We start from the raw sequence: 17,411 nt of genomic DNA, 5'->3' as shown, positions 1-17,411 counted from the left end.
GACAGCCCGGGCTCGGCGCACTGCGGCTCTCGGCGCAGGGCCCCCGGAAAACGCCTCCGGCTCACCTGGCCCGGCGGGTTAAGGTCGGGGCATGGCTTCCGAGGATGCGGACGAGAACGTGCACCGTGGCACCGGTGGACCGGACGGTCTCGACGGACCGGCCCCCGCCCAGGACGCCGAGGGTTCCGGAGCCGCCGGCGCCCAGCCCCTCGACCCCAAGATCGCCGCCGCGGTGGCCGCCGGGCCGGGCAACGGCGAGACGGTACGGATCGACAGCTGGATCTGGGCCGTCCGCCTGGTCAAGACCCGCTCCATGGGAGCCACCGCCTGCCGTGGTGGGCACGTCCACGTCAACGGCGAGCGGGTGAAGCCCGCCTACTCCGTCCGCGTCGGCGACGAGGTGCGCCTGCGGCACGAGGGCCGGGAGCGTGTCGTGATCGTCAAGCGGCTGATCCGCAAGCGTGTCGGCGCCCCGGTGGCCGTCCAGTGCTACCTCGACAACTCTCCTCCTCCCCCGCCCCGCGAGGCCGTGGCCCCCGTCGGTCTCCGCGACCGAGGCACCGGCCGCCCCACCAAGCGTGACCGCCGCGAACTGGAACGGCTGCGCAGCCTGGGCGGACTCGGCGGACCTGGCGGGCTCGGCGGGCCGCAAGGGTCTGGCGGGCCCGGTGGCGGGCCACAAGGAATCGGTGGGCCCGGCGGACGTCCGCGAGGGCGGTGAACCCCCTCGCGCACGGATGCTCAATCCCGGCCCACGGATACGCGCCCCCTCGCCCCGGACGCCCCCTGTCGACGCACACCGGTGACGCCGGCCGGGCCCCCGCGCCCCGGCCGGCGTCACCGGCGGTGTCCCGCACGGCTCACGCCCGCCGGCCCGTCCGCTGCAGCAGCCCCAGCAGCTCCGCGTTGTGCGCACGCCGGGCCCAGGCGATCAGGACGAGCGGCACGATCAGGATCAGCGGGGTCACCGCGTACTGACCGTCGAAGACGGTGAGCTGGACGATGAACGCGCCCACCATGAGCGCGCTCAGCGCCATCGCCGCCACCGACTGCAGGACCGGCACCAACAGCGCGACCCCGCCGGCCAGTTCGAGCACACCGATGATGTACATGCCCGCGCTGCCCCAGCCGAGCTTGTCGAAGGACTCGACGGCCGACGGATGCGCGATCAGCTTGGGCAGCGCGCTCGCGATCCCGTAGAAGAGCGCGAGCAGCACCTGCACCGCGCGCAGAGCGACCCGGGCACGGCGACCGCGGGCGGTCCCGGAGGCGACGGAAGGGGCGGAAGGAACGGACGTGGCGGGCGCGGTGGTCTCGGACATGAGGGTCTCCTGGGTGAAGCGGTCCCGGTTGCTGTCACCGGGATAGACCCCCCGCGGTCCGAGAACTCATCGCTCTGCGCCTCGCCGGTATCGCTACCTCACCGGTACCGCCCTCACCCACATCCCGTCCGGCGTCAGACAGGCGTCCACCTCCAGTCCCGCCTCCGCCAGCGCCTCCTCGAACTGCTCTGTCGTCAGGGGCCGGGCCCGGAACGTCTGCGTCCAGACCGCGTCCGGGAAGACATACTCGGCGCGCACCGAGTTCACCCCGTCGCCGACCGGCTCCGACGACGCGATCCGCAGGGTGAAGCCGCTCGGGTCGACCCGCTCTCTCGGCACCTTCGTGTGGTAGTCCGCGCCCTCCCGCTGAATGAGCACGCAGCCGCCCGCCGTCACATGCCGGGCGCAGGCTCGCAGCATGCGCCGGCGCACCTCGACGTCACCGTTGTGCACGAGGAACGACGCGAGCATCACCACGTCGAACCTCTCGCCCAGGTCCAGGTCCTCGATCGAGCCGCATATCGTGCGCGCCCCGCGGACGCGGGCGAGCATCTCGGCGGACTCGTCCACCGCCGTGACCGTGAAGCCGCGCTCCAGCAGGGCATGGGTAACCCGGCCCACTCCGCTGCCCAGTTCGAGGATGTGCGCCTCGGCGGGCACGGCCCCGGCAATGACGTCCGGCTCGTCGCCCACCGGAAGCCGCGTGTACAGCTCGACCGCGCAGCCGTCCGGGGTGATCGCACCGGGTCCGGTTCCCTCGTATCCCTCACGCATTTCGACCGTCATGCCCGAACAACGGGCCGTGTCCGCACGCTCGTTCCCGTCCGGCCCCAGTTCACTCGTTCGAGTCATTCATCCCGCAGCGGGAACCATCCGTGCCCGACGTACCAGTGGCCCCCCGCCCGCAGATGGTCGCCGACCGCCCGCTCCACGGAGGTCCGCCGGGGCAACTCGGCGACCGGCAGGTCCGGGTTCCCGAAGACGAACTGCACGGGCTCGGTGTCGGCCGGTTCCGTGTCCTCGCGGGCGGCACGGAACCGCTCCTGGAAGCGCACGATGTTGGACTGCGCGGACAGGTACCGCTTCAGCTGGGGGTCGAGCAGCCAGGAATGACACAGCACCGCCTCGGCATGCTCCTCGGGGAAGTGCAGGGCGAAGAACTCCCGGGCCAGGGCCAGGGAACGGTCGCAGGCGGACGGCGTCAGCGGGCCGTGGAAGTCGGGTATGTGGAGGTTCAGACAGGGTGTGCCGGGCAGCGCATGCAGGCCGGCCGCGGCGATCACCGTCGAGGTGCGCTGCCCCAGCTGCGCCCGTTCGAACTGCAGCCGCCCCAGCTGGTACAGCTCTCCGCGGAAGTGATGGGCGAGCCAGCGCGGTGAGTGCAGCCCGGCCCTGCCGTGCCGTCTGCGGTGCACGGCCATGTGCCGGCCCAGGTCGGCCAGGGTGCGCCGGGAGATCTCGGCCGGGATGCCGCGCTCGCGGTGGTGAGCGAGGGTGTGCGGGAGCGCGGCGACGAAGACGTACACGGCGAGGATGCCGTCCAGCGCGGGCGGAGCGGATGCGAGCAGCTCGCCGAGGTCGGGCGTGCGATCCGTGGCTCCCAGGTCCCGGAGCAGCTCATCGACGCACCGTTCGAGGAGCCGCCGTGTGCCGGGGTCACCCGTCACCGTGTGCCGCAGTGCGATCAGTTCGTTGATGTCCTCGTGCGGCACGGCCAGGTCGAGGAGCAGTTCGGGCAGGTCGTCGGCGTCCGGCAGCACTGCGCGTCCCCCTTCGGAGAACGTCGTTGATGAACGTCCCCGACGAAGAGTACGTTGCAAGCAGGAGTGATGATCCGATGCGTACGGGCAGTGAGCCGGCGACCGCGCGCAGTGCGCTGCGGGCGCGGTTCTGGCTGAGCATGTGGGGACTGGTCTGGGCGATCTTCGGCACGGCGGCGTTCGCGCTGGTCGGGCGCCCCGGCTGGGCGGCCGCCTGCGGGGTGCTGTGGCTGGTGGCCACCATCGACATGACCATGATCCTGCGGCACATCCACCAGGGCCCGCACTACCAGCCCGGCCGGAACATACCGCCGTACCAGCCGCCGGAGAGTGGTCCGCCCTACCCACGGCCGCCACGGCACCGTCACCCCTGACAGCGACCCCCGGACCTGCCGGCGGTCAGGAGTCGAAGCGGGCCGCCTTCAGGTACTGCGGGTTGGGGTCGAGCGCGGCGGCGAGCCGGAAGTGACGTACGGCTTGATCGACGCGGCCCTGGCGTTCATAGGTGCGGGCGAGCGCGAAGTGCGCGAACGCGTTGTCCGGCTCGCGCTCCAGCACGATGGTGAACTCCAGCTCGGCGGGCCGAAGTTGCGCGGCCGCGAAGAAGGCACGCGCACGCAGCAGCCGGGCCGCGGTGTTCTCGGGGTGTGCGTCGATGACTCCGTCGAGCAGCTTCACCGCGCCCCGGGGATCCCGCGCGTTGAGCAGTCGCTCGGCCGCGCGGAAGTCGATGACATGCGTCTCCGGAGTACGTCCGGGCGAACCGCTGGTCTTGGGCACGGCAAGCTCCTTCCCTCGCTGGGGCGTTTCAACGCCCTGGCACGGTCGGCTATTCCGCGCCGGCGTCGCCCGGCCGCCCGACGCCCGGCCGGCCGTCCCCCGATGCCGCCCGGGGATCGCGCGCCCGGCGCAGGAGGTCGTCCCACACCTCCGCCACGCGCTCGCGCAGCGCCTCCAGGGGTACGTCGTTGTCGATCACGATGTCCGCGATCTTTCGGCGCTGCTCGCGGGTCGCCTGCGCGGCCATACGGGCGCGTGCGTCCTCCTCGGTCGTCCCGCGCAGCCCGACCAGCCGGTCGAGCTGGGTCTCGGGGCTCGCGTCGACGACGATCACCAGGTCGTAGAGCGGTGCCAAACCGTTCTCGGTGAGGAGCGGCACGTCGTGGATCACGACGGCGTCCTCGGCCGCGGCGCTCTCCAGCTCGCGCGAGCGGGTGCCCACCAGGGGATGCACGATCGAGTTGAGGAGGGCCAGCTTCTCGGGATCGGCGAAGACGATGGAGCCGAGTCCGGGCCGGTCCAGACTGCCGTCCGCGGCGAGGACGCCGTCGCCGAAGGCCTCCACCACGGCCGCGAGCCCGGGCGTGCCGGGTGCCACGACCTCGCGCGCGATGCGGTCGGCGTCGATCAGCACAGCCCCGCGCTCCACGAGCAGCCGCGACACCTCGCTCTTGCCGGCGCCGATGCCGCCGGTCAGGCCCACTTTCAGCATGAGCGGAAGCTTAGGCCCTGCCACTGACAGAGCCACCCCCCGGCATCAGCCTGGCCGCACCCTCGCTGTCCCACGCCCTCAGGGCGGTGGCGGTGGGCCGGCCGGGCGCCGCGATTCCGGCATGACCCGCCGGACAGGCCCTAGTTGTCGCCCTCCCGCTCCGCCAGGAACCGCTCGAACTCCCGCCCGATCTCGTCGGCGGACGGAATCTCGACCGGCTCGGCGAGCATGTTGCCCCGCGTCTCGGCGCCCGAGGCCGCGTCGTACTGGTGCTCAAGGCCCTGGACGAGCGCGGTCAGCTCCTCGTCACCCTCCTGGATCTGCCGGTCGATCTCGGTCTGCGTACGGTGCGCCTCCGCGCGCAGGGAATGCGCGATGCCGGGCAGCACCAGACCGGTGGCGGCCGTGACGGCCTCCAGGACGGTCAGCGCCGCATCCGGGTAGGCGGAGCGGGCGATGTAGTGCGGGACGTGGGCGGCGACGCCCAGGACGTCGTGCCCGGCCTCCATGAGGCGGTACTCCAGCAGCGACTCGGCGCTGCCGGGCACCTGGGCCTCGTCGAAGGGGCTGCGGTGGCCCGGGACCAGGTCGGTGCGGTTGCCGTGCGGAGTGAGACCCACGGGCCGGGTGTGCGGGACCCCCATGGGGATGCCGTGGAAGTTCACGGACATGCGGACGCCCAGCCGCTCCACGATCTGCTGTACGGCCGCCGCGAACCGCTCCCATTCCACGTCCGGTTCGGGCCCGGACAGCAGCAGGAAGGGGGCGCCGGTGGCGTCCTGGACGAGGCGGACCTCGATGGCCGGCACCTCGTAGTCGGACCAGCGGTCCCGCGTGAAGGTCAGCAGCGGGCGGCGGGCCCGGTAGTCCACGAGCCGGTCGTGGTCGAAGCGGGCCACGACCTGGTGGGGCAGTGAGTCGAGGAGCCGGTCGACGATCTGGTCGCCGGTCTCACCCGCGTCGATGTATCCGTCGAAGTGGTAGAGCATGACAAGTCCGGCCGACTCCTGGGCGAGCGCCAAGTCGACGACGGCCAGGCCCTTCGGCTCCCATGCGTACAAACCCTGCGGATCAAGCACTGTGACCGCTCCTCCTCGTGTTCCTCCTCGACAACGTGCCCTGAGGCGTGGGCATTCCCGCGCCGGGCCGCTGATCAGGTGCCTCGCGCCGCACACCTTGACGCCCCGTCAACTGGTCCGTACTTTCACGAAGACGGAGGTTCACATCCCCGCACGACGTTCATGTATGAGACCAGCGACAGGAAGGCACCCCCATGCGCATGCGCACGCTGCTCACCTCCCTGCTCGCGGCGACCGCCGTCGGCGGCGGCCTGCTCCTCCCCGCGGGCCCGGCATCGGCCGCCCCGGTCATCGAGGTCGGCACCGCGGCCCAGCTCAAGTCGGCGCTCAGCAGTGCCGAGCCCGGCGACACGATCCACCTCGCGGACGGCACGTACACCGGCAACTTCAAGGCGACCACACCGGCCACCGCATCGGCCCGCATCACGCTCACCGGCTCCCCGAAGGCCGTACTCACCGCGAGCGGCGGCTACGGCCTGCACCTGAACGGCGCCTCCTACTGGACGGTCAGCGGGCTGACCGTGACCGGCGGCCAGAAGGGCATCATGATCGACAGGGCGAAGGGTGTCGTGGTGGACGGCGTCACGGTGCACGGCCTCGACATGGAAGGCGTCCACTTCCGCAACTCCAGCACGGACGGCGTGATCAGGAACTCCCGGATTCACGACACCGGGAACGACGGCGGGGGCATGGGCGAGGGCGTGTACGTGGGCACCGCTAACACGCTGTCCGACAAGAGCGACCGCATCCAGATCCTGAACAACACGATCGGCCCGGACGTCGGCGGCGAGAACGTCGACATCAAGGAGGGCACGACAGGCGCACAGATCGTCGGCAACACCTTCGACGGCGGCGGTCTGACGGGCGCCAATTACGACGACTCCTGGGTCGACGTGAAGGGCAACAACGCGCTCGTCCAGGACAACACCGGCAGGAACACCAGCAACGACGGCTATCAGACCCACACCCAGCAGTCCGGCTGGGGCTGCGGCACGGTGTTCAAGAACAACAAGTCGACCTTGACCGGCGCGACGGGTGCGACCCGGCTCGCCATCGATGTCACCAACTACAGCTCAAGCTGCAGGACAACGGTCTACAGCACCAACACGGTGACAGACGGCAAGGCCCTGACCAACATAACGGTCACCCCCTAAAAGGCGCGGCAAACCGCCCGAAATCCCCCACGGCCCGCGTCTTCCAGGGGCGCGGAGAACTACGCAAACCCCCACGGCCCGCACTCCCCTAGGGGCGCGGGGAACCGCGCAAACCCCCCACCGGCCCGCACCAGCCAACCGGCCGGCACCCCTGTAGGGGCGCGGGGAACTGCGCCAAAAAACCCACCGGCCCGCACCCAAACACCGGCCGGCACCACAAAAAAGTCCGAGGGGCCGCACCCAAAAGGTACGGCCCCTCAAAACTATCGGCTAAGCCCAGCGGCTAGCGATCAGCTCTGACCACCCGCAAGCTTCTCACGCAGCGCGGCCAGCGCCTCGTCCGAGGCAAGGGCACCGGAGGTGTCCGCACCCTCGGAGGAGTACGAACCGCCACCGGACGCGGCCGGAGCAGCGGCCTCGCCACCCTCGGCAGCAGCGGCAGCGTCAGCCTCGCGGGACTTGATGACCTGCTGCTGGTGCTGCTCGAAGCGGGTCTGCGCCTCGGCGTACTGGCGCTCCCACTCCTCACGCTGCTTCTCGTAGCCCGGCAGCCAGTCGTTGGTCTCCGGGTCGAAGCCCTCGGGGTAGATGTAGTTGCCCTGGTCGTCGTAGGACGCGGCCATGCCGTACAGGGTCGGGTCGAACTCGACCGAGGCCGGGTCGGCACCGAAGGACTCGTTGGCCTGCTTCAGCGAGAGGCTGATGCGACGACGCTCGAGGTCGATGTCGATGACCTTGACGAAGATCTCGTCGTTGACCTGGACGACCTGCTCCGGGATCTCCACGTGGCGCTCGGCCAGCTCGGAGATGTGGACCAGACCCTCGATGCCCTCGTCGACGCGGACGAACGCACCGAACGGAACCAGCTTCGTGACCTTACCGGGCACGACCTGGCCGATCTGGTGGGTGCGGGCGAACTGCTGCCACGGGTCTTCCTGGGTCGCCTTCAGCGACAGGGAGACGCGCTCGCGGTCCATGTCGACGTCGAGGACCTCGACGGTGACCTCCTGGCCGACCTCGACAACCTCGGAGGGGTGGTCGATGTGCTTCCAGGACAGCTCGGAGACGTGGACCAGACCGTCGACGCCACCCAGGTCCACGAAGGCACCGAAGTTGACGATCGAGGAGACCACACCGGAGCGGACCTGACCCTTCTGGAGGGTCGTGAGGAACGTCTGGCGGACCTCGGACTGGGTCTGCTCCAGCCAGGCACGGCGGGACAGGACCACGTTGTTGCGGTTCTTGTCCAGCTCGATGATCTTCGCCTCGAGCTCCTTGCCCACGTAGGGCTGGAGGTCGCGGACGCGGCGCATCTCGACCAGGGAGGCCGGGAGGAAGCCGCGGAGGCCGATGTCGAGGATGAGACCACCCTTGACGACCTCGATGACGGTACCGGTGACGATCCCGTCCTCTTCCTTGATCTTCTCGATGGTGCCCCAGGCACGCTCGTACTGGGCGCGCTTCTTCGAGAGGATCAGGCGGCCTTCCTTGTCCTCCTTCTGGAGAACAAGGGCTTCGATCTCGTCACCGACGGCGACGACCTCGTTGGGGTCGACGTCGTGCTTGATCGAGAGTTCGCGGCTCGGGATGACACCTTCGGTCTTGTAACCGATGTCGAGCAGGACCTCGTCCCGGTCGACCTTCACGATGACGCCGTCGACGATGTCGCCGTCGTTGAAGTACTTGATCGTCTCGTCGATCGCGGCGAGGAAGGCTTCCTCGTTACCGATGTCGTTGACCGCAACCTGCGGGGTGGTGGCGGTGGTCTCGGTGCTGCTCGTCATGTGGGAAAGGGCTCCGGTTACGGACAGAAAGTCGTAGGTACTGCTACGCCGGGAGCCCGTATCGCTCTGATGAAGCCGGACAGCCAAGGAAGCGCCCCACCAGAAACTGGTGATGGCGCCTCGACAACCGAGGGGACATACAACAGATGCGAGCGCAGCCTGCTACGTCTGAGGTGCGCAGGCCCGCAGCGCAACTTGTAGCATACGGGGGCAGCCGGACATGGTCAATGCGCGAAGGCGCACACCCGGGGCGGATCGCCGCATACCCGGCACAAGATTCGTCCCGGGAGGCCACGCAGGGCTGCGGGACCCCCTCCGCGACACGCGCGCGTCCGGCGGGTTGGACGGAAGAGTACGACGAGGGAGCCGATCATCCAAGAGCCCGAAGCGCTCGACCCTGAGGGGTTCGAGCCGGAAGCCACCCGCCGTGACAGCTCGGTCGCGGAAAGCTCCCGCGCCAACCGTGGCTGGTGGGACCGGAACGCGGACGAGTACCAGATCGACCACGGCACGTTCCTCGGCGACGACCGCTTCGTGTGGGGCCCGGAGGGCCTGGACGAGGTGGAGGCCGAGCTGCTCGGCCCGCCCGAGGACCTGAAGGGCAAGGAGGTGCTGGAGATCGGCGCGGGCGCGGCGCAGTGCTCGCGCTGGCTGGCCGCCCAGGGCGCCCACCCGGTGGCGCTGGACCTCTCGCACCGCCAGCTCCAGCACGCCCTGCGCATCGGCGGATCGTTCCCCCTGGTCTGCGCCGACGCCGGCGCGCTGCCCTTCACGGACGGCTCCTTCGATCTGGCGTGCTCCGCGTACGGGGCGCTGCCGTTCGTGGCCGATCCGAGGCTGGTGCTGCGCGAGGTGCGCCGGGTGCTGCGGCCGGGTGGCCGCTTCGTCTTCTCGGTGACCCACCCCCTCCGCTGGGCCTTCCCGGACGAGCCCGGCCCCGAGGGCCTGTCGGTGTCCTCGTCCTACTTCGACCGCACGCCTTACGTGGAGCAGGACGAGGAGGGCGGCGCGGTGTACGTCGAGCACCACAGGACGCTCGGCGACCGCGTCCGGGACATCGCGGCCTCGGGCTTTCGGCTGGTGGACCTGGTGGAGCCGGAGTGGCCGGCCTGGAACACCTCGGAGTGGGGCGGCTGGTCGCCCCTGCGCGGGAACCTGATCCCCGGGACGGCGATCTTCGTGTGCGAGCGGGACTGACCACCGCTTCCTCTTCCCTTCCCTTCGCGTACGCGCGCACGGCGCGTACGCGCGCGTGAGGGGCGTTTCCACGGCCGTACGACACTGGGAGCGTGATCCGTTACGACGCCCTGGACGCGCTGCCCGTCCGTGCCGCCCTGCCCGCCCTGAGCGACGCCCTGGAAGGGGACGGCACCGCCGTGCTCGTGGCGCCGCCCGGCACCGGGAAGACGACGCTGGTGCCGCTGGTGCTGGCGGGGCTGGTGGGTGGAGGTCCCGCGCGGCGGGTCGTGGTGGCCGAGCCGCGGCGGATCGCTGCGCGGGCGGCGGCCCGGCGGATGGCGTGGCTGCTGGGTGAGAAGCCGGGCGAGAGCGTGGGTCACACCGTGCGCGGCGAGCGTGTCGTGGGGCGGCACACACGCGTGGAGGTCGTGACCACCGGTGTGCTGTTGCAGCGGCTGCAACGCGATCAGGAGCTGGCGGGCGTCGACGTCGTCGTGCTCGACGAGTGCCACGAGCGGCATCTGGACGCCGACACGGTGGCCGCCTTCCTGTGGGACGTGCGGCAGACGCTGCGGCCGGAGCTGCGGCTGGTGGCCGCGTCGGCGACCACGGACGCGCAGGGCTGGGCGCGGCTGCTCGGCGGTGCTCCGGTGGTCGCGGCCGAGGGCGTCTCGCATCCCGTGGACGTGGTCTGGGCACCGCCGGCGCGTCCGGTTCGGCCGCCGCACGGCATGTGGGTCGATCCCGCCCTGCTGGGGCATGTGGCGTCGGTGGTACGGCGGGCGCTCGCCGAGCGGGAGGGCGACGTGCTGTGCTTCCTGCCCGGCGTGGGCGAGATCGCGCGCGTGGCCGGACAGCTGGGCGATCCGGGTGATGTCGAGGTACTGCAGGTGCACGGCCGGGCGCCGGCCGCCGTGCAGGATGCGGTGCTGGCGCCCGGGGAACGGCGCCGGGTGGTGCTGGCCACGTCCGTGGCGGAGTCGTCGCTGACGGTGCCCGGGGTGCGGGTGGTGGTCGACTCGGGACTGGCGCGGGAGCCGCGTGTGGACCACGCGCGCGGGCTGAGCGGGCTGGCGACGGTACGGGCGTCGCGGGCGGCGGGGCGGCAGCGGGCGGGCCGGGCCGGGCGTGAGGCTCCGGGTGTGGTGTACCGGTGCTGGACGGAGGCCGAGGACGTCCGTCTGACGGCTTTTCCGGCGCCGGAGATCAAGGTGGCCGACCTGACCGCGTTCGCCCTGCAGGCGGCCTGCTGGGGCGATCCGGACGCCTCCGGGCTGGCGTTGCTGGATCCGCCGCCGGGCGGTGCGATGGCGGCCGCGCGCTCCGCACTGACGGCGGTGGGGGCGGTGGACTCCGTCGGCCGGGCCACCGAGGTCGGTGTGCGGCTGGGGCGGCTGGGGGTGCACCCCCGGCTGGGGCGCGCGTTGTTGGACACGACGGGTGAGGGGGCCTCGGTCGTCGCGCTGCTGTCCGAAGAGGTGCCGCGGGACTACGGGGATGATCTGGCCGGTGCGCTGAGGCGTGCCCGGCATGGGGGTGACGCCTACGGTCAGCGGTGGCGCAGCGAGGTTCGGCGGCTGCGGGCCGTCTCCGGGGAGCCTTCCCGCCCGGCTGCCCGCGACCGTCGGTCACAAGGCGACGTCCAGGCCGGGCCAGGCACCGGTGACGACAGGCTCACCGGCCTCGTCGCCGCTCTCGCCTTCCCCGAGCGTGTCGCCAGGCTCGACGGCGGGTCGTACCTCATGGTCTCCGGGACCCGGGCCGAGCTGTCCGAGGGGTCGGGACTGCGCGGGGCGCCGTGGATCGTGGTCGCCGTCGCCGACCGGCCGGACGGAAAGGGGCACGCGCGCGTGCGGCTCGGAGCGGCCGTGCACGAGGACGTGGCGCGGGCCGCCGCCGGGGCGCTCCTCGGGGAGCGGGACGAGGTGCACTGGGCCGACGGGGATGTCGTCGCCCGGCGTGTCGAACGGCTCGGCGCCGTCGAGCTGGCCGTGCGGCCCCTGAAGGACGTCGATCCCGGCCTGGTACGCGGCGCCCTCCTGGAAGGGCTCCGGCTGGAGGGGTTCGGGCTGTTGCGCTGGTCCCCGGACGCGCGGGTGCTGCGGCAGCGGCTGGCGTTCCTGCGCGCGCACCTCGGGGAGCCGTGGCCGGACATGTCGGACGAGTCGCTGCACGCGCGCGTGGACGAGTGGTTGGAGCCGGAGCTGGGCCGGGCCCGGCGACGGTCCGATCTCGCGCGCATCGACGCCGGGCAGGCGCTCGCGCGGCTGCTGCCCTGGGCGGGCGGGGAGGCCGCCCGGCTGGACGAACTGGCGCCCGAACGGATCGCCGTACCCAGTGGATCCAGGATCCGGATCGACTACGGGGAGCCGGAGCGGCCCGTCCTCGCGGTGAAACTGCAGGAGATGTTCGGGTTGCAGGAGACACCGACTGCGGCCGGGGTCCCGCTGCTCGTCCATCTCCTCTCCCCCGCGGGACGGCCGGCCGCCGTCACGGCCGACCTGGCCTCCTTCTGGAAGGACGGTTACAGGGGCGTACGCGCGGAGCTGCGCGGGCGCTATCCGAAGCATCCGTGGCCCGAGGACCCGGCGACCGCCGAGCCCACCCGGCACACCAAGGCGCGGCTCAGGCCCTGACCGGTTCCGGTTCCGTCGTCTCCGTGGGTGCCGGGTCCTCCGGGCGGCGGCCGCGTGCCTCCAGGTAGAGGGAGAGTCCGAGGAGCAGGAGGCCGAGGATCAGGGAGCCCCAGGGCAGGTACGAGGTGAGCATCAGGACCAGGGTGCGGTTGTGCTTGACCAGGGCGACCGTGTGCTCGATGTAGTCCTCGCGCATCTTCACGTCCCCGGCGAACGCCGTCACCCCGGCCCGGCCGCCGAGCAGGGTGCCGCCGCGCAGCTCCTCCTTGTGGATCTCCTGGCCGTAGACGGGCGCTCCGGTGACCGGTTCGACCCAGAACCTCCGGACGGTGGTGTACCAGCGGGTGGTGCCGGTCTTCGCCACCGACTCGGGGGTGATGCCCTTGACCGGCATGGTCTTGGGCATGGGCACCTTGGTCCAGGGGATGGTCTGTTCGAAGAAGTAGACCGGCAGGCCGCGGAAGTTCCGGGTGCCCTTGTAGTGGATGGGGTTGGTGGTGCGGGTCTGCGCGTCGAAGTACTCGTAGTCGCGCTTCTGGGTCAGGAAGGGCCACTTGAACTCGATGCCGTCCCGCTTGACCGGGTCGCCGTCGACCGCCTCGCCGGTGGCGTGGACGGGATCCTGGCTGTGGGCGTCGAAGATGTAGCGCTCGGGGATGCTCGAGACCATCTTGCCGTCGGGGCCCTGGACGTAGGAGAGGCCGTCCCAGACGACGACGGGGCGCCCCGCGGTCTTCTCGATCTTCTCGGCGGCCTCCACATTGCCTTTGAGGGTCTGCACGATGGTCACCTTGGGGACCTTCTTCGCGCGCATGGTGCCGTAGTCGAGGAGGGTCGCGTCCTTCGCCTCCAGCACCATGTCCTGGTACTGGTTCGCGGGGATCCTGGCCAGGCGCGGGAAGGCGTACCAGCGCAGCAGCGGGGACAGCGCCGTGCAGAACACGGCGCAGGCGAGCAGGACCAGGCTTGCCTTGCGGCGCATTACGGCCTCCCTCCCGGACGGGCGCCGCTACGGGTGCGCGGGCACCGTCGTCAGCAGCGGTTTGGGGGACGTCCGGCCCGTCGGCGCGCCCATGGCGGTCATCGCGAAGACCAGGGCGAGCGCGAGGGCGAGACCGGTCGCGGCGGCGATGAGGGCGCGCATGCGGGGCCTCCTTGCGGACGGTTCCTGATGGGTCGTCAGGTGCGGCACCGTAGCAACGCGCGGCCGAGATGAGAACACGTTGCGCACACGGACAAGGGCGCCCCCTCCGCCGTGGCGGAGGGGGCGCCCTGCTGTCCTGCGGGTCGTCCGTGCCGTCAGGAGGTCGCGGACGGGCTGGGCGAGGGGCTTGCCGGGGCGTCGGCGGCGGCGACCTTCAGCTCGACGGTGAGGGTCGCGCCGCCGGGGGTGGTGATGCGGAGCAGGAAGGTCCCGGTGGTGTCGTCCGCGTACAGCTTCGGCAGCGTGAGCAGGCCCTTGTCGTCGGTCTGCAGACCGGTGAGGGTGCGCAGGGGCTTGCCGTCCGCGTCCTTGAAGGAGGGGCCCTTGTCGTTCGCGGTGGGGTCGTCGGCCGACTTGATCAGCGTGGCGGTGGCCGCGACCTTGTCGGCGACCGCGCCCTTGTACGTCGCCTTCACCTGGACCTGGTCGGCGAACTCGCCGCCCGGGGTGCAGGTCAGCGGGGTGTCGCTGGTGCGGGTGAGGGTGTCGGCGGCGCGTGCGGTGACGGTGGCCGGGTAGTCGACTCCCTTGGCCTTGTGGCCGACGACAGTGGTGGTGATCTTGAAGTCGCCGGTCTTCTCGCCCGCCTGGAGCGCCGGCGCGAGAGCCACGCCCTTGGCGTCGGTGGCGATGGTGGCCACGGTCTCGCCGTCGGCGAAGGTGGCGTCGGTGTCGCCGGTGATGGTGAACCGGATCCTGACCTTGGCGACGGCCGCCCCTGCCTTGGTCTCGGCGCGGGTGCCGATCCGCTGCCCGAACGCGTCGCCGGCCATCGCGGTGAGCTTCGCGGTGCCCGTGTCCTCCAGGTGGTCCACGGTCTCGGACGGGGTGGGCGGGACCGGGGGCTTCGGCGGCTTCGGGTCGGGAGTCTCGTGGCCGCCGCCGGGCTTGCCGGGCTCCGGCTCGGTCTTCGGCGGGTGGGAGGGCTTCGAGTGGTGCCGAGGGGTGTCGTCGCTGCGGTGGGAGGGCACGCCGCCGGTGCCGTCGGGCACGGAGTGGGTGCCCTTGCGGTAGTACTCCAGCCAGCTCAGGACCAGGTTCAGGTAGTCCTGCGAGTTGTTGTAGCTGAGGATCGCCCTGTGCAGGTCGGCTTCACCGGACAGGTCCCAGCCGTAGCGGCACAGGTAGTGACCGGCGGCGAGCGCGGCGTCGTAGACGTTGTTGGGATCCGCCTTGCCGTCGCCGTTGCCGTCGCGGCCGGCCCAGGCCCAGGTGGACGGGATGAACTGCATCGGGCCGACGGCGGCGTCGTAGGTGCTGTTGCCGTCGTACGCGCCGTGGTCGGTGTCCTTGATGAGGGCGAAGCCGTTGCCGTCGAGCTGCGGGCCGAGGATCCGGCCCAGCGTGGTGCCGTTGGCGTCGACGCGGCCGCCGCGGGCCTGGCCCGACTCGACCTTGCCGATGGCGGCCAGGAGTTGCCAGGGCAGGTTGCAGCCCGGCTTGGAACTGCGCAGCTCGGTCTCGGCCTTCTTGTAGGCGTCGAGGACCGTGGCGGGGATACCGGCCTCGGCCTCGCCGCGGGAGACGGGCGTGCCGGCGGTGGGCGACGGGCTGGGATTGGGGCTGTTGAGCGGCGGCAGGTCCGTGTAGTACGGCGAGTTGCCGGTGGCGTTGCCGTCGTCGGCGGCGTCGGGTACGGGGGTGGTGGCGCCGGCCGTGGCCTGTCTGCCGCCGTGGTCCTCGCCGGTCACTCCCGGAGCCTGGGACGCGGACAGAGCCGCGACCGCTGCCGCGGCCACCGCGGTGGTCGCCGCTCCCTTGCGCAGCCGCCTGCCGATGTGCGCCGCCATAGAGTGAACCCTCCCATGAACGCTCGTGCGTCCGTCTCCGGCTGTGTGCCTCGCTCTGGTGTGACGGTTGACCCGGTGCTCTGGTTGCCCCTGTTCCGTCTTTCCATCCATGCGACGTGCGTTCGACTGCGCGCCCGGGACGGCGACCCAGGTGACCCTACGGCAACTTGCTTTGAGCGGGCACCCGTTCGCGCCGGATTGTCACCCGTTGGCCAACTGCCGTTGGCGTCCGCGGCCCCGGGTGACGCTCACGCATACTGGACGGACATGATCACCGGTTACGGTGCCACGGCCGACGACCGCTCCAGGGGGCTCTGTTGCCGTTCACACTCAGCCATGCGGCGGCCGTGCTGCCCGCCATCCGCCGGGACGGCGGCGGTCGGGGCCCACTGACGCCCTCGGTGCTCGTCGCGGGCTCCTTCGCGCCCGACATGACCTACTACGCCGCGAGCGTCCTGCCGGGCGGGATGGAGTTCGGGACGGTCACGCACTCCTTCGCCGGGGTGGCCGGCGTGGATGTGCTCATCTCCTGGGCGCTGGTGGGGCTGTGGCTGCTCATCCGGGTGCCGCTGGTCGCGCTGCTGCCCCGGGGCCGGCAGGGCCGGCCGGCCGCCCTGCTGCGCTGCGGTGCGCCACACGCGCGCGTGCGGGCCGGTTCCGTGCTGTGGTGGTACGTCTCGGCGGTGCTCGGCGCGTCGACGCACGTCGTGTGGGACGCGTTCACGCATCACGACCGGTGGGGGTCACGGCTGATTCCAGCCCTCGGACGGGGCCTTGCGGGCATGCCGCTCTACTCCTGGCTGCAGTACGGCACGTCCGCGGTGGCCGCCGTGGTGATCGTCGTGTTCCTGGTACGCGCGCTGCGGGGAGCGCCGGCCGGCGAGCCGGTGGGGGTGCCCGCGCTGTCCGTACGGGACCGTTGGTGGGCCGGTGCGGTGATCGGCGGCTGCGCCCTGGTGGGGGCGGTGCAGCGGGCGACGCGCTGGTGGGACTACTGGGGTACGAGCGCCCGGCCCTGGGACCTGGTGCCCACCGTGTGCTTCGGTGCGGGCGCCGGACTGGTGCTCGGGGTGCTGGTGTACGCGGCCGGGGTCAGGGTCTGGCGTCCGGTGCGGGTTCCGGGCGGTCCCGGTGAGGTGGTCGGTGCGGGCCGCGACCGGTCGGCGGCTCGATGACGGCGGCCACGAAGACGGTGAGGGTGCGCCGCGGCCGTGCCCTCGGGATCAGGGTGAGCAGGAGCGCGAGGTAGCCGCGGACGAGGTCGGGCCAGGCCCGCCGGGCGCTCCGGTCGGGACCGCGGCGCGTACGGGCGGCCGGCCGGCGCCGGAGGTCCGCCGCGGCCCTGCGTACGGTCGTGGCCAGGTCGGCGGGGATGCGGGCGGTGCTTGCGTCGGCCGCGAGGGCCGGGACCGGCGAGGCGGGCGTGGCCCGGTCCGAGGCGGTGTCCGCCCGGGCCGGGGTGCCGTTGCGCGCCTCGGGCGTCCGGCGGTGGAGCATGCGTATACCCATGCTCGCAGTGTTGCGGCTGCGGGGCTCGGGGGGCGTTCTGGCGAGGGCCACGTGAGTGAAACGCCCTCCGGGGGTTCGGCCGGTTCGGGGGCGGTGGGTGCGGTGGCCCTGCGGGGTACGGCGGGTTCGGCATCGCCGGGATGCACTGTGGGGGCTGAGGTCCGTTGCCGGTTCGGCACCGCCGGGATACACCGGGGGCCGAGCACAGACACGTCGGGGTCGGCACCGCCGGAACGTACCGGGGGCCGAGCACTGGCACGGCGGATTCGGGCACGGCCGGAATGCACAGTGAGGGCTGAGCACCGTCGCGATGGGTTCGGCGGCGCCGGAACGCGGGGGGCTGAGCACCGTCACGGCGGGATCAGGCACGGCCGGAATGCACAGTGAGGGCTGAGCACCGTCGCGACGGGTTCGGCGGCGCCGGAACGCGGGGGGCTGAGCACCGTCACGGCGGGATCAGGCACGGCCGCAATGCACAGTGAGGGCTGAGCACCGTCGCGAC

Annotated in this window: 17 protein-coding genes; 6 read left to right on the top strand and 11 right to left on the bottom strand. The window is 71.7% G+C overall.

Annotated features, from left to right (window positions below):
• Positions 1–91 precede the first annotated feature (91 nt).
• Positions 92–721: an RNA-binding S4 domain-containing protein gene (locus tag ACIRU3_RS13990; RefSeq protein ID WP_404055805.1), complete on the top strand. Its 630-nt coding sequence runs from the start codon at positions 92–94 to the stop codon at positions 719–721.
• A gap of 139 nt (positions 722–860) precedes the next feature.
• Here ACIRU3_RS13990 and ACIRU3_RS13985 read toward each other — a convergent pair whose 3' ends face one another.
• The 3 genes from ACIRU3_RS13985 to ACIRU3_RS13975 form a co-directional block, all read right to left on the bottom strand.
• On the bottom strand, positions 861–1,322 hold the full coding sequence (locus ACIRU3_RS13985; RefSeq protein ID WP_404055803.1) for a DoxX family protein: 462 nt from the start codon (positions 1,320–1,322) through the stop codon (positions 861–863).
• 93 nt (positions 1,323–1,415) lie between these two features.
• Positions 1,416–2,096, bottom strand: a complete 681-nt coding sequence (locus tag ACIRU3_RS13980) for a class I SAM-dependent methyltransferase (protein ID WP_404056233.1) — start codon at positions 2,094–2,096, stop codon at positions 1,416–1,418.
• A gap of 74 nt (positions 2,097–2,170) precedes the next feature.
• The gene (locus ACIRU3_RS13975; protein WP_404055801.1) at positions 2,171–3,082 is read right to left on the bottom strand and encodes an acyltransferase domain-containing protein; all 912 of its coding nucleotides are present in this window, start codon (positions 3,080–3,082) and stop codon (positions 2,171–2,173) included.
• A 77-nt stretch (positions 3,083–3,159) separates the two neighbouring features.
• Between ACIRU3_RS13975 and ACIRU3_RS13970 the strand changes: the two genes are divergently transcribed.
• Positions 3,160–3,456, top strand: coding sequence for a DUF6343 family protein (locus ACIRU3_RS13970; protein ID WP_404055799.1), 297 nt, complete (start codon positions 3,160–3,162; stop codon positions 3,454–3,456).
• Positions 3,457–3,481: 25 nt separating this feature from the next.
• Here the strand turns inward: ACIRU3_RS13970 and ACIRU3_RS13965 are convergent, their stop codons facing one another.
• The 3 genes from ACIRU3_RS13965 to ACIRU3_RS13955 all read right to left on the bottom strand — a co-directional run bounded on the left by ACIRU3_RS13965 (position 3,482) and on the right by ACIRU3_RS13955 (position 5,653).
• Entirely contained in the window at positions 3,482–3,862 is a 381-nt protein-coding gene (locus ACIRU3_RS13965; protein ID WP_404055797.1) for a tetratricopeptide repeat protein, read from the bottom strand.
• 49 nt (positions 3,863–3,911) lie between these two features.
• Positions 3,912–4,574 carry a dephospho-CoA kinase gene (gene coaE, locus ACIRU3_RS13960; protein ID WP_404055795.1) on the bottom strand — a complete coding sequence of 221 codons (663 nt, stop codon included), beginning with the start codon at positions 4,572–4,574 and terminating at the stop codon, positions 3,912–3,914.
• A gap of 140 nt (positions 4,575–4,714) precedes the next feature.
• The gene (locus ACIRU3_RS13955) at positions 4,715–5,653 is read right to left on the bottom strand and encodes a PAC2 family protein (RefSeq protein ID WP_404055793.1); all 939 of its coding nucleotides are present in this window, start codon (positions 5,651–5,653) and stop codon (positions 4,715–4,717) included.
• Between the two features lie 194 nt (positions 5,654–5,847).
• On the opposite strand from ACIRU3_RS13955, the gene ACIRU3_RS13950 reads away from it, so the two are divergent.
• Positions 5,848–6,807: a right-handed parallel beta-helix repeat-containing protein gene (locus ACIRU3_RS13950; RefSeq protein WP_404055791.1), complete on the top strand. Its 960-nt coding sequence runs from the start codon at positions 5,848–5,850 to the stop codon at positions 6,805–6,807.
• A gap of 290 nt (positions 6,808–7,097) precedes the next feature.
• Here ACIRU3_RS13950 and rpsA read toward each other — a convergent pair whose 3' ends face one another.
• On the bottom strand, positions 7,098–8,591 hold the full coding sequence (gene rpsA / locus ACIRU3_RS13945; protein ID WP_404055789.1) for a 30S ribosomal protein S1: 1,494 nt from the start codon (positions 8,589–8,591) through the stop codon (positions 7,098–7,100).
• Between the two features lie 372 nt (positions 8,592–8,963).
• Between rpsA and ACIRU3_RS13940 the strand changes: the two genes are divergently transcribed.
• On the top strand, positions 8,964–9,788 hold the full coding sequence (locus ACIRU3_RS13940; protein WP_404056231.1) for a class I SAM-dependent methyltransferase: 825 nt from the start codon (positions 8,964–8,966) through the stop codon (positions 9,786–9,788).
• A gap of 92 nt (positions 9,789–9,880) precedes the next feature.
• Entirely contained in the window at positions 9,881–12,406 is a 2,526-nt protein-coding gene (hrpB, locus tag ACIRU3_RS13935; RefSeq protein WP_404055787.1) for an ATP-dependent helicase HrpB, read from the top strand.
• On the opposite strand, the gene ACIRU3_RS13930 is transcribed toward hrpB, so the two are convergent.
• The 3 genes from ACIRU3_RS13930 to ACIRU3_RS13920 form a co-directional block, all read right to left on the bottom strand.
• A complete protein-coding gene (locus ACIRU3_RS13930) occupies positions 12,396–13,388 on the bottom strand; it encodes a DUF3068 domain-containing protein (RefSeq protein WP_404055785.1) in 993 nt (330 codons plus the stop codon). The two genes, hrpB and ACIRU3_RS13930, sit on opposite strands and share 11 nt — an antisense overlap.
• A gap of 27 nt (positions 13,389–13,415) precedes the next feature.
• Complete coding sequence (locus tag ACIRU3_RS13925) at positions 13,416–13,550, bottom strand: SPW_0924 family protein (RefSeq protein WP_404055783.1); 135 nt, start codon at positions 13,548–13,550, stop codon at positions 13,416–13,418.
• Between the two features lie 155 nt (positions 13,551–13,705).
• A complete protein-coding gene (locus ACIRU3_RS13920) occupies positions 13,706–15,400 on the bottom strand; it encodes a lytic transglycosylase domain-containing protein (protein ID WP_404055781.1) in 1,695 nt (564 codons plus the stop codon).
• A 317-nt stretch (positions 15,401–15,717) separates the two neighbouring features.
• Between ACIRU3_RS13920 and ACIRU3_RS13915 the strand changes: the two genes are divergently transcribed.
• Entirely contained in the window at positions 15,718–16,575 is an 858-nt protein-coding gene (locus ACIRU3_RS13915; RefSeq protein ID WP_404055779.1) for a DUF4184 family protein, read from the top strand.
• Here the strand turns inward: ACIRU3_RS13915 and ACIRU3_RS13910 are convergent.
• The gene (locus ACIRU3_RS13910) at positions 16,493–16,909 is read right to left on the bottom strand and encodes a hypothetical protein (RefSeq protein WP_404055777.1); all 417 of its coding nucleotides are present in this window, start codon (positions 16,907–16,909) and stop codon (positions 16,493–16,495) included. The two genes, ACIRU3_RS13915 and ACIRU3_RS13910, sit on opposite strands and share 83 nt — an antisense overlap.
• Positions 16,910–17,411 lie beyond the last annotated feature (502 nt).

The sequence above is a fragment of the Streptomyces sp. NPDC101151 genome, assembly GCF_044768335.1.
Taxonomy (GTDB): domain Bacteria; phylum Actinomycetota; class Actinomycetes; order Streptomycetales; family Streptomycetaceae; genus Streptomyces.
This window is presented reverse-complemented; position numbering and strand designations above follow the sequence as displayed.